Below are 11435 nucleotides of genomic sequence, written 5' to 3'. Positions count from 1 at the left end.
TAGCAATTTATGCGCGCGACCGGGGAGTATGCCAGTATCCGGGTTGCCATCATACCCGCTGGCTCCAGATACATCACATGAAGGAATGGGCATCCGAAGGCGGAAACACAGATCTTGACAATCTCGTGCCGATCTGCTCCCTTCATCATCGGACTATTCATGAAAGGCGGATTGTTCTGCAGCGCGGACGCGACGGTTCGATTGTCGCCCGCCATCGTGACGGAACGCTGACGCAGCAGACACCGCGGCTGCATCCGGGTCTGGATTTGTTGGAGCTCCTCGGCGATAGTCCCTCAACCGCGCCAGCTGAGACCGTCCCGACAAGACAAGTAGCCTGACTTACCCCTAGGGGGTATGGAAATGATCCAACTGTCTGCCTCGGCGTACCGCGACCCGATGTGGGGGGACACGAGAGCCGATGCTCAGCTACGAACGGGATGCCCGTAGGCTCCTAACCTTGTGAGCCCCATCCTCGCGCCCGGACGAGCTGGGAACTTCATCCGAGCCCTGTTCATCATCCTGCTGCTTGTGCTGCTGATGCGGACGGTGTATCTGATGTGGTTCTTCCACACCCCCGCGTGGACATCACGACCGGACGAGATCCGCTACTGCGGCGGATGGTACAAGCGTTCAGACGAGCTGGACATCACAGGAAGCCGTGCACGCCAGATGGCAGGTGGCAGCCTCAAGGAGGTCAGGCGATCGCCGGTGTTCCGTCCGATCATGGCGTACCGTCCGACATCAGACTGTCCACGCTACCTCTTCGCCAGGGTTGGCAAGGACGTCTTCGTCATCTACCGCGCCGCCGACGACTGAGCCGGACCGGTCAGGGCCGGGCCGGTCAGAACGTAGACGCGGGCGTGTATGGACGTGCGCTGCTGCAGCGCGGCCCGTACAGCACGATGCAGGCCATCCTCCAGGTAGAGAGCTCCGCCCCACTCGACGACGTGAGGGAAGAGGTCACCGTAGAAGGTCGAGTCCTCATCGAGAAGAACATCGAGTGCGAGCACCCGCTTGGTGGTGACGAGCTGGTCGAGCCGAACCTGGCGAGGGGGAATGGCCGCCCAGTCCCGCTGGCCAAGGCCGTGCTCGGGGTACGGGCGACCGTCTCCGACCAATCTGAAGATCACCGGCACCTCCTCCTCGAGGGCGAGACATTCTCCGACCACGACAGCCTAGAATCCCCGCCCCCCCTATAAGACCCCGGTGGCCCCGCAGCATCGAGCCGCGTGGACACCCGGACCACGGCTGCAGGTCAGATGCCCGCAGCTGTCACCCCTTCTCTTGATCTCGCAGCAAGGTATATTTAGGTAAGGCTAACCTTATATCGAGGAGGTTCCATGGACGACGTCGTGCTCTGCCTGCCTCCAGACGCCGGTCGACGTATCGACCTCACCACGTATGCGCTTGCCGAACCGGATCTGATCAGTACGTATTCACCTGACTCCCACCTGATGCGACCGGTGACAAGATTGCCGGAGTGCAGGTGAGTCGACTGGACCCGAAACACAGGATGACGTCCATAATCAGTCGACCTTCGTGCCAAGGAGCGGCACGGCTCTCGGCGACCGGGCACGGATCAGCCGATCCGGCCGGATGAGCACGCAACCGTCGAGTAACGATCATCTACGAAGGTGGCTGAGCCTCGGAGTCACTCCCGCGGGGTGAACTCGCCGGCACGCCGCCGGCCGGCAGAAAATCCGCTGGACAGCCCACCTACTCTGGGTAGATGGAGTTCACCCAGTCCGACAAGCTCGCCGACGTCTGCTACGACGTCCGCGGGCCTGTCCTCGACGAAGCGACCCGGCTGGAAGCTGCGGGTTCGCGCATCCTCAAGCTGAACATCGGCAATCCCGCGCCGTTCGGCTTCTCCGCACCGCCGGAGGTACTCGAGGCCGTCGTGGCAAACCTTGCGGATGCACAGGGTTACAGCGACTCCAAGGGACTGCTCGCCGCCCGGGAAGCGGTCGTGCGCTATCACCTCCGTAAGGGGGTCACCGGCCTCGACCCCGGCGGGGTCTACCTCGGCAACGGCGTCTCCGAACTGATCATGATGTCGTTGCAGGCGTTGCTCAACAACGGCGACGAGGTGCTGCTCCCCGCGCCCGACTATCCACTGTGGACGGCCGTGGTCAGCCTGTGCGGCGGCCGGCCCGTGCACTACCTCTGCGACGAGTCCGCCGGCTGGGCGCCCGACCCCGACGACATCGCCGCCAAGGTCACCCCGCGGACACGAGCGATCGTCGTCATCAACCCAAACAACCCGACTGGTGCCGTCTACGACCGGCAGCTGCTGGAGAACATCGTCGAGGTCGCCCGCCGCCACCACCTGATGCTGCTGTCCGATGAGATCTACGACCGGATCCTCTACGACGACGCCGAGCACATCGCGACCGCGGCGCTCGCGCCGGACCTGGTCTGCATGACCTTCAACGGGCTGTCGAAGTCCTATCGGCTAGCCGGGTTCCGGGCCGGGTGGATGGTGATGTCCGGTCCGCGCGGCCACGCCTCGAGCTACATCGAGGGAGTGAACATCCTCGCGAACATGCGCCTGTGCGCCAACGCGCCCGGGCAGTTCGCCACGGTCGCCGCCCTCACGGAGGACGGCGGCGCCGGGGACCTCGTCCTGCCCGGCGGCCGGCTGCGCGAACAACGAGACACGGTCGTGAAGCTCCTCAACGACATCCCCGGGGTGTCGTGCGTCCCGCCGCGGGGGGCGCTGTACGCCTTCCCCCGACTGGACCCCGCCGTCTACCCGATCCGGGACGACGAGCGGTTCGTCCTCGATCTGCTGTTGGCCGAGAAGATCCTGCTCGTCCAGGGCAGCGGCTTCAACTGGCCGCATCCCGACCATGTCCGGATCGTGACCCTGCCCGCGGTGGACGATCTCACGGACGCCATCGGCCGGATCGATCGCTTCCTGGCCTCCTACAAACACCCCTCCCAGCGACAGCACCCCTCCCAGCGACAGAACTGACGGAGCAATCGACACCATCGGGGAGGTTGTCCACAGGACACCAACGCCCTGTGGACAACCTGTGGAAAAACGGCGTGGCGACGTCCTGCTCGTGGGTCTGCTGGTCGCCGCCACGATCGGGGCGCAGATCGCGCTGCGAGCCCGGATCGATCGTCCGCTCTGGTACGACGAGCTGTGGCGCCCGCACTTCGCGGGGGAACCGTGGCCGACGTTCTGGTCGGAACTGACGGCGGCCAACACCCCGTCCTCGATCGGCTCACTGGCGCTGACCCGACTGACCGGGACCATCCTCGGCTGGCACAGTTGGTCGCTCCGGCTCGTCGGAGCGGGAATCTGGCTACCGCTGCTCGCCGCGGGCGGCTTCCTGCTCGCGCGGCGGTTCACCGGCCGGGTGCCGGCCGTGGCCGCCGCGGTGACGGCCGCCCTCGCCGGCACCGTCGTCGACACCGGCACACAGCTCAAGCCCTACGTCCTCGATGCGGTGGTCACCCTCGCGGTGGTCGCGCTGTGGATAGGACAGGCCACGCTCCCACGCCGGACCGCGGCCGGGGCGCTGGCGCTGCTGTCGCTGCCCGCGGTGTTTCTGCTGGTTCCCCTCGCTGGCTACGACCTGGTCCGCGCGGTGCCCCGACGCACCGTGGTACGCACCACCGGACGGGTGGGCCCCGCCCTCCTCCTGGCCGGCGCCCACATGATGATCTTTGTGGCGCACCAGTCCAGTCAACGGGCGAGCCATTTCTGGGACGATCACTTCCTCGCCGATCGAGGGATCCTTGGCGGCCTGCGGTTCACGCTCGAACAGACCGGCGCGATTCTCGGTGGCGCTCCGCCCGGGATCGACCGTTATGACCCCAATCTGGTGCACTCCCTCCTCGAGGGGCATCGCCTCCCGACGCTGCTCGTCGGGACGGCCACGGCGGTTGCGCTGGCGCTCGGAGTCCGGGTACTGCGCCGACGCCCCGACGGGGTGATCCTTATCGTCGCCTTGATCGGCGCCGAACTGCTCCAGCTCGCGGCCAGCGCCGGACGCTACTGGCCCTTCGGGGCCTGTCGGACCAATCTGTTTCTGGTTCCGTTGCTCACCATCATCGTCGCGGTCGGCGTTGCAGACCTGGCCCGCACGGCCCAGGCAGCCAGGCCGGTCGGGCCGGCGCGGCTTCCCGCGGCCGTCGGCCTGATCGCGCTGGCGGTGATGCCGGTCTGCGCGGTCGGCGGGACCATCACGCTGTGGGACGAACGCCACGATCCCCGTCCGATCGAGGCCATGGTCGACGCGACGATCGCCGCCCGCGCCGAGTATCGGGCGGGCGATCTCGTCATCGTCGGCGGCCGACTGGCGCGAGCGGGCTGGCTCTACGCCATGGACCTCAGCGACGACGCATCGCCCGGGGGACCGCCGATCGGGCCCCGGGTACCCCGATCGGCGACAACCTTCCTGAGCGTGATCGGGAAGGACGGCGCGGACGGCGCGATCCGCAGCCGCCCGCAACCGCCGGACCGGATCCTGCTATTCATTCTCGCCTACGACCTCCGGGGCACGGCCGCCGAACTCGCGTCCCTGCGGCAGGCCGGATGGTGTGAGCAAGAGATCCGGACCTTTCCGCTCACCGGCACCCTGCACGGCCTCACCCGCTGCGCCCCGACGCCGCGGGGGGACTCGCAGTCGCCATCGGCTGTCCGATGAGAGCGGCCAGCGCCCCCCATTCCCGGTCACCGTCCGCCAACGACGACGCGATGCGCTGCTGCAGCACGCCGACCTGGATCCGGGTGCCGTCGAAGAGCTGCCCGCAGGACGCCGCAGCGGCGGCATAGTCCCTGCCGCCGGCATCGAACCGCGCCTGCGCGGCCGCGGTCGGCGGCACCGGCGCGGTCAGCGCCGCCTGCGTGTCGGTGCCGAGGGAGACGCAGACGGGCCGCAGGGAAGCGCCGTCCTGGGCGGCCAGATACGCTCGGGCCGCCGCGACGTCCGTGGCGACCCGGGTCCGCAGACCCTCGCTGCCGTGGTACCAGGAGGCCAGCTCGGCAGAGTCATTCGCAGTGGACGTAGAGCCGTTCGCGGTGGACGTAGAGCCGTTCGCGGTGGATGCAGAGCCGCCGGTGGTCGACGCGGGCAGCCCGGACGCCGGATCCGCACCGCCTGTCAGGGTCGCCGCTCCCCCGCCAATCACCAGCACGATCGCGCCGAGAATGGCGAGCCGACTACCGAGGGGGTTCTGGAGCGGATCCGGTTCCCGCAACCACCCAGGTCGGCCGCTACGCCCCGCCATGCATCCCTCCACCCTGGATCTACTCTGGGCGAAGGTTATGCCTCGGAGCGTCGCAGATCACCGGTGGGTGCGGCCGTCAGCGGATCGCCGCCACGAGCTCGGGAGTGGCAACGGGTGGCAGCGAGTTACCTCAGGGCTTTCCTGCGATCAGGTCGCAAGCGCATTCACACCTCCACCCAGCACATCCGGGATGAAAACCATTGTCAATAATGTTCAACGGACGCGTGCCCATTCCCGTCGCCAGGCACGCCCAGCGCGGCGAGGAGATGAGAAAGTGAGAACGTGGCCCGTACACCCCAAGAAGCTCACGGGTCCGAGCCGACCCCACGGCTGGTGCACGCCCCGGGCGGGACGGACGGCACAGTCGGGATGAGAGGCACGGACGGTAAGGGCGACACCGGCAACAGACTGAACCGACCAGACAGACTGAACGGCAGCGAAGGGAGCGACGTGAGCACCGCGGGGAACGACACCAGGTCGGCCGGCACGGGCCGGCCGGCCCGCGACCCCCGCAACCAGCGGGATAAGACGGCGGAGCGCCGTCCGGCGCCGAGCCGGGGGACGGCCGTGCGTGCCACCCGGCAGGGCGACGCCGTCTCCGCCGCGCTTGCCGAGACCGACGCCTTCACCAGCGCCCAGGATCTGCACGCCCGGCTACGGGCGCAGGGCGCCGCGGTCGGGCTCACGACGGTGTACCGCCATCTGCAGGTGCTGGCCGACCGCGGCGAGGTCGACATGATCCGCCGGGACGACGGTGAGACCGTCTACCGGCGCTGTGCCTCTGACGACCATCACCATCACCTCGTCTGCCGCTCCTGCGGCCGGACGGTAGAGATCGCGGGACCGGAGATCGAGGCGTGGACCGCCAAGGTTGCCAACGCCGAGGGATTCGTCGACGTCGTGCACACTGTGGAGATCTACGGCACCTGTGCCACCTGCGCGGCCCGACCGGCCACCTGAGCGAGGTTCCCGGCGGAGCAGGGGACGCACCGCGGGGCACAGTGCGCGCAGCCGTCGGTCAGGGTGCCGTCGCCGAGAGGCCGGTGCAGGCGCGCAGGGCATTCCAGTTCGCCAGGGCCCGGGCTCCCGCGGCACCGGTCACCGGCTGGGGGGTGCCCCCCACGATCCGGGCGGGTAGCCAGGCGGCGGCCATGACCGCCCGGCCAGCGACGGTCAGTTCCAGCACCCCGGACTCGGTGTTCCGGCCGGCGCCGGAGGAATAGAACACAAAGTTCCCCAACCCGTAGCCGACGTACACTCCGTCGGAGTTCCATCCGGCGCCCAGCAGAACGTGGGCGTGGCTCCCGATGACGACGTCCGCGCCCGCGACCGCCAGCCGGGGGAGCAGGGCGCGCTGTGCCTCGTTGGGGCACTGCTGCTGTTCAGTCCCCCAGTGCAGGAAGACGATGACCGTGTCCGCCTCGGCCCGCGCGGCCCGCACGGCTCGCACCAGCCGATCGACCTCCTTTGCCGATGCCAGGCCGGGTTTGTTCGGACCCGCCGTCCAGGCCGCGATCAACTCGTCGTCGAGCACTTGGGTGGCCCCGAGGACGGCGATACGCTGCCTCTTGACCGTCGTCATGTACGGGGCGTACGCGGCGGTGTCGTCCACGCCGATGCCGACGAGCGGAAAGTGCGCATCCCGGGCGTAACGTAGCGAATCCTGCAGGCCTTCGATGCCGTAGTCCATGCCGTGGTTGTTGGCCATCGTGACGACGTCGATGCCGGCCGCCCGTACCGCGGTGAACGCGGTGGGCGAAGCCCGGAACACATACGCCTTCTGGGCCGCGGCGCCACGGTCCGTCACCGCCGTCTCCAGGTTCGCGATCGCGAGATCGGCTGCGGTCAGGGCCGCCGACATGGGTCCGATCGCCGTCGGCGGATCGGCGGCGAGCCGCTGACCGGGAGCACCCTCGAAGTGGATGTCGCCGCCGAAGGCGATGGTGACCGGCTGCCCCGTCGGCCGCCGCGGGCCGTCACCGACGGGTGCGGCTCCCGCGGTGGCCGCGGTGGCCCCGGCCGGGGGACCGGTGGTGGCGGAGGCACCGTCGGCGTGCGGCGTCGGCCTCGGACGGTCCTCGCCGTAGGGCACGGCACAGGCGACGAACATGAACCCGACGATGACGGCGACGCCACCGGCGACGGCCGTGCGCCCTCCTCTGCACCGAACGCACCGAGCACGCCGGCTGGCTGCACCCCGCTCCACGCCAGGCTCCCCCCCTCCGTGACGACCACACCACGACGAGCCACTCGCGAACCGGCCGCGTCCCGGCCGCGTCCCGGCCGCGTCCCGGCCGTTCCCATGATCCCGAGCTCGACCGCCGCGGTCCGTCCGACGTCAGAGTGCCGACAGCACCGGTGCCAGTTCGCGCCACTGCCGACGCGGCAGCCCACGGCGGTCGAAGTCAAGCACCTGCACGGCCACCTGATCGGCCCCGGCGTCGAGATGCTCCTTGATCCGCCTGAGCAGAACGTCCGCGTCCCCCCAGGGGACGATCGTGTCGACCAGGCGGTCCGAGCCCGAGCCGGCGAGATCGTCGTCGTCGAACCCGAAACGCCGCAGGTTCGCCGTGTAGTTCGGCAGCCGAAGATAGGACCCGGTGTGCCGGCGGGCGAGCTCACGGGCCTGTTCCGGATCGGGGTGCAGGACGAACGCCTGCTCGGGGACGAGCAGCTTGTCGGGCCCGAGGATGTCCCGGGCGGCAGCGGTGTGCTCGGGTGGCACGAAATAGGTGTGGGCGCCGTCGGCCCGGTCCCGGGCGAGGCCGAGCATCTTCGGACCGAGCGCGGCGAGCACCCGTGGCGGGGCACCGGGCGGTGGCACGGCCCGGTACTGCTCGACCGCCATCCGGTCCATCTCGTCGAGGTACGCCGCCATCTGGGCGAGTGGGCGCGTGTAGGAGGCGCCCCGGATGTGCATCAGCTCGGCGTGGGACACCCCGAGCCCGAGCAGGAACCGGTCCGGGTACGCCTCGGCGAGGGCCAGCTGACCAGCGGTCATGGTGAGCGGGTTACGGGCGAGGATCTGCGCGATCCCGGTCGCGATCGTCATCCGGGAGGTGGCCGCGAGCGCCAGAGCCGCGGTGACCAGCACCTCGCGCCCCTTGACCTCACCGGTCCACAACGTCGGATAACCGAGATCGTCGAGTTCTGCGATCGCCTCCCGGACGACCGCGGCCGGGGAGAAGTCGAACTGGCCACTCCAGATCCCCACCTTGCCGATCTCACGCCGGGCCGGCGGGCGGCTCATGTGCTGCGCACTCGTCACCGCGCAACCGTACCGAGCAGGAGCGATGGTCACTCGTCACGGCGGGACCGCCGGATCCGGTTGCCACTGTCCGTCCAAGGTCTATCGTTGGCGAGTGTGACGGAGCTCATGCAGCTGCTCACCCCGGCCGGCCACCGGATCACCACCGCGTCCACGACGACGGCAGCCGGGCCCGATGCGCCGGGGCCCGATCCCTCCAGAGCCCGCGCCGGCGGGGCGGGCGCCGCGGGAGCGGACCCGCCCCGGACAGCCGTCGATCTGGCCGCCCAGATCGCCGATCTGACCGACGACGATCTGTATGGGCTGTATCGGGACATGGTGTTCATCCGCCGGTTCGACGAAGAGGCGACCAGCCTGCAGCGCCAGGGCGAGCTGGGGCTGTGGGCAAGCCTGCGGGGCCAGGAGGCGGCCCAAGTCGGATCCGGCCGGGCGCTGAGGCCTGGCGACATGGCGTTCCCGTCGTACCGGGAACACGGGGTGGCCTGGTGCCGGGGAGTCAGGCCGAGGGAAATCCTGGCGATCTATCGCGGCACGACGCTCGGTGGCTGGGATCCGGACACTCACGGATGCGCCCTCTACTCGATCGTCGTGGGCTCGCAGGCGCTGCACGCCACCGGCTACGCGATGGGAATCGCCCGGGACGGCACCGACGACGCGGCCATTGCGTACTTCGGTGACGGGGCGTCGAGCGAGGGCGACGTCAGCGAGGCGTTCGGATGGGCGAGCGTGTTCGCGCCTCCGCTGGTGTTCTTCTGCCAGAACAACCAGTGGGCCATCTCAGCGCCCGCTCGGCGCCAGAGCCGAATCGAGATCGTCCACCGGGCCGCCGGCTTCGGCTTCCCGGGCGTGCGGGTGGACGGCAACGACGTGCTGGCGTGTCTCGCGGTGACCCGGTGGGCCCTGGCGACCGCGCGTGCCGGGCGTGGCCCGGTGCTGGTGGAGGCCGTGACCTACCGGATGAATCCGCACACCACGGCAGACGATCCCAGCCGCTACCGTCCGGAGAGTGAACTGGGCATGTGGCGTCGGCGTGATCCGTTGGACCGGATGCGCGCCCACCTGACAGCGCGGGGCCTGCTCACCGAGGAGAGTCTGCGGCAGCTGGCCATCGAGGCGGACGCCTTCGCGCACGAGCTGCGCGCGCAGTGCGTCGCGCTGCCGGATCCGATCCCGACCAGCCTGTTCGATCATGTGCAGGTGGCTGAGAATGAACTCGTGACGGCCCAGCGATCGGCGTTGGCGGCCATGTTCGACGTGGAGGGGCCCGGCGTGGAGGACGAGATGGGCGTACTCGAGGGGAACCGGTGACCAGCGGGGCTGTCGTTGCCGGGGAGCAACGCTCCGACGAGGTCGGTGAACGGGTCGCCCGCGCCCCGGTCACCATGGCCAAGGCGTTGAGCCTCGGGCTGCGTTCGGCGATGGCCACCGATCCCAAGGTTCTGATCATGGGGGAGGACGTCGGCAAGCTCGGCGGGGTCTTCCGGGTGACCGACGGGCTGCAACAGGAATTCGGCGAGGCCAGGGTCATCGACACCCCGCTGGCCGAGTCGGCGATCGTCGGCACGGCGATCGGGCTGGCCATGCGCGGTTACCGGCCGGTCTGTGAGATCCAGTTCGATGGGTTCGTCTACCCCGCGTTCGACCAGATCGTCAGCCAACTCGCGAAGCTGCACTACCGGTCGGCCGGCCGGATCCGGCTGCCGGTAACGATCCGCATCCCCTTCGGCGGCGGGATCGGCGCCGTCGAGCATCACAGTGAGTCGCCGGAGGCGTACTTCTGCCACACTGCCGGCCTGAAGGTTGTCGCCTGCTCGAACCCGGTCGACGCCCATCACATGATCCAGCAGGCCATCCGGTCCGACGATCCGGTGATCTTCCTCGAACCGAAACGGCGGTACTGGGAGAAGGGCGTGGTCGACCCGCGCCCCCTCGCCGAACTGCCCGCGGACGAGCTCACCCAACTGCACGCCAGCCGGGTCGTGCGCACCGGCACGGACGCGACCCTCGTCGGCTATGGTCCCACCGTGCGGACCTGCCTCGACGCCGCCGAGATCAGCGCGGCGGACGACAGCCGGTCGCTGGAGGTCATCGACCTGCGGACGCTCTCGCCCCTGGACCTGGAACCCGTGCTCGACTCGGTACGCCGGACCGGCCGGCTGGTCGTGGTCCACGAGGCACCGTCCAACGTCTCGGTGTCGGCCGAGGTCGCCGCACGAGTGGCGGAGCAGGCGTTTTACTCCCTGGAGGCGCCGGTCCTGCGGGTCACCGGTTTCGACACCCCGTATCCCCCGGCCCGCCTCGAAGACCACTACCTCCCCGACGTCGACCGCATCCTCGACGCCGTGGACCGTTCCTTCGCGTACTGAGCATCCTGAGAAGCATGAGGACCGACCAACCGGCTATCTGACTGGGGTTACCGTGACGCAGCGACAGTTCCGGCTCCCTGACCTCGGCGAAGGTCTGACCGAGGCGGACATCGTCCGGTGGCTTGCCCAGGTCGGGGATACCGTCACGGTGAACCAGCCCCTCGTCGAGGTCGAGACCGCGAAGGCGGTCGTCGAGGTCCCCAGCCCGTTCGCCGGGATCCTGGCCGAGATCCACGGCGCCGAGGGAACAACCCTCGCGGTCGGCGCACCCCTGCTGACCATCCAGACCGCCGACGCCGAACCCGACGGGACGGGTGGGAACAGGACGGGTGAGAACAGCCTGCCGACATCCCGGGACGCTGGCAGCATCGAGCGCACCCCAGTCCTCGTGGGTTATGGGCCGAGGACGGCCGAGAGCCGCCGGCGCCGCCCTCGACGACCACCTATGCCAGCCGGTCCGGGGCACACAGCTGGTCCGGGGCTCGCCAAACCGCCGGTCCGCAAGCTCGCCCGTGACCTCGGCGTCGACCTCGCCTCCCTCGCCGGCCCCCGCCCCG

General features: G+C 69.3%; 12 protein-coding genes. 8 read left to right on the top strand and 4 right to left on the bottom strand.

The genetic code is table 11. From position 1 onward, the window contains the following. The coding region (locus tag AC08OV_RS17045) for an HNH endonuclease signature motif containing protein (RefSeq protein ID WP_476613651.1) at window positions 1-338 on the top strand (338 nt) is incomplete at its 5' end. 121 nt (window positions 339-459) lie between these two features. After that, complete coding sequence (locus AC08OV_RS17040; RefSeq protein ID WP_462186441.1) at window positions 460-816, top strand: hypothetical protein; 357 nt, start codon at window positions 460-462, stop codon at window positions 814-816. Here the strand turns inward: AC08OV_RS17040 and AC08OV_RS17035 are convergent. Continuing rightward, on the bottom strand, window positions 795-1130 hold the full coding sequence (locus tag AC08OV_RS17035) for a type II toxin-antitoxin system VapB family antitoxin (RefSeq protein ID WP_462186460.1): 336 nt from the start codon (window positions 1128-1130) through the stop codon (window positions 795-797). The two genes, AC08OV_RS17040 and AC08OV_RS17035, sit on opposite strands and share 22 nt — an antisense overlap. A gap of 599 nt (window positions 1131-1729) precedes the next feature. Between AC08OV_RS17035 and AC08OV_RS17030 the strand changes: the two genes are divergently transcribed. Together AC08OV_RS17030 and AC08OV_RS17025 are read left to right on the top strand one after the other, a co-directional pair. Beyond that, window positions 1730-2977, top strand: coding sequence for a pyridoxal phosphate-dependent aminotransferase (locus tag AC08OV_RS17030; protein ID WP_476613650.1), 1248 nt, complete (start codon window positions 1730-1732; stop codon window positions 2975-2977). A gap of 61 nt (window positions 2978-3038) precedes the next feature. Next, window positions 3039-4661 carry a hypothetical protein gene (locus AC08OV_RS17025; RefSeq protein WP_476613649.1) on the top strand — a complete coding sequence of 541 codons (1623 nt, stop codon included), beginning with the start codon at window positions 3039-3041 and terminating at the stop codon, window positions 4659-4661. Here the strand turns inward: AC08OV_RS17025 and AC08OV_RS17020 are convergent. Then, window positions 4603-5244, bottom strand: coding sequence for a hypothetical protein (locus tag AC08OV_RS17020; protein ID WP_476613648.1), 642 nt, complete (start codon window positions 5242-5244; stop codon window positions 4603-4605). The genes AC08OV_RS17025 and AC08OV_RS17020 overlap by 59 nt on opposite strands. Before the next feature lie 450 nt (window positions 5245-5694). On the opposite strand from AC08OV_RS17020, the gene AC08OV_RS17015 reads away from it, so the two are divergent. Beyond that, the gene (locus AC08OV_RS17015) at window positions 5695-6204 is read left to right on the top strand and encodes a Fur family transcriptional regulator (protein ID WP_476613647.1); all 510 of its coding nucleotides are present in this window, start codon (window positions 5695-5697) and stop codon (window positions 6202-6204) included. A 58-nt stretch (window positions 6205-6262) separates the two neighbouring features. On the opposite strand, the gene AC08OV_RS17010 is transcribed toward AC08OV_RS17015, so the two are convergent. Together AC08OV_RS17010 and AC08OV_RS17005 are read right to left on the bottom strand one after the other, a co-directional pair. Further along, window positions 6263-7354: a CapA family protein gene (locus AC08OV_RS17010; protein WP_476613646.1), complete on the bottom strand. Its 1092-nt coding sequence runs from the start codon at window positions 7352-7354 to the stop codon at window positions 6263-6265. A 228-nt stretch (window positions 7355-7582) separates the two neighbouring features. Further along, window positions 7583-8494 (bottom strand): LLM class F420-dependent oxidoreductase, encoded by a 912-nt coding sequence (locus AC08OV_RS17005; protein ID WP_476613653.1) that lies wholly within the window; start codon window positions 8492-8494, stop codon window positions 7583-7585. Window positions 8495-8620: 126 nt separating this feature from the next. Here AC08OV_RS17005 and pdhA point away from each other — a divergent pair, with 126 nt between their 5' ends. The 3 genes from pdhA to AC08OV_RS16990 form a co-directional block, all read left to right on the top strand. After that, window positions 8621-9820 (top strand): pyruvate dehydrogenase (acetyl-transferring) E1 component subunit alpha, encoded by a 1200-nt coding sequence (pdhA, locus tag AC08OV_RS17000; RefSeq protein ID WP_476613652.1) that lies wholly within the window; start codon window positions 8621-8623, stop codon window positions 9818-9820. Continuing rightward, on the top strand, window positions 9817-10878 hold the full coding sequence (locus AC08OV_RS16995) for an alpha-ketoacid dehydrogenase subunit beta (protein ID WP_476613645.1): 1062 nt from the start codon (window positions 9817-9819) through the stop codon (window positions 10876-10878). The genes pdhA and AC08OV_RS16995 overlap by 4 nt, the downstream gene beginning before the upstream one ends. 52 nt (window positions 10879-10930) lie before the next feature. After that, window positions 10931-11435 (top strand): biotin/lipoyl-containing protein (locus AC08OV_RS16990; protein ID WP_476619929.1); only part of this gene is annotated, 505 nt, incomplete at its 3' end.

The organism is Frankia sp. CeTa3Moorea, from assembly GCF_978021225.1.
The sequence above is the reverse complement of the archived record's forward strand: the minus strand, read 5'-3'. Positions and strand labels throughout refer to the sequence as shown.

Coding starts and splice junctions, on each gene's coding strand:
- AC08OV_RS17030 (WP_476613650.1), top strand. CDS start 1,730: ATGGAGTTCACCCAGTCCGACAAGCTCGCCGACGTCTGCTACGACGTC.
- pdhA (WP_476613652.1), top strand. CDS start 8,621: ATGCAGCTGCTCACCCCGGCCGGCCACCGGATCACCACCGCGTCCACG.
- AC08OV_RS17005 (WP_476613653.1), bottom strand. CDS start 8,494: ATGAGCCGCCCGCCGGCCCGGCGTGAGATCGGCAAGGTGGGGATCTGG.
- AC08OV_RS17020 (WP_476613648.1), bottom strand. CDS start 5,244: ATGGCGGGGCGTAGCGGCCGACCTGGGTGGTTGCGGGAACCGGATCCG.
- AC08OV_RS17010 (WP_476613646.1), bottom strand. CDS start 7,354: ATGTTCGTCGCCTGTGCCGTGCCCTACGGCGAGGACCGTCCGAGGCCG.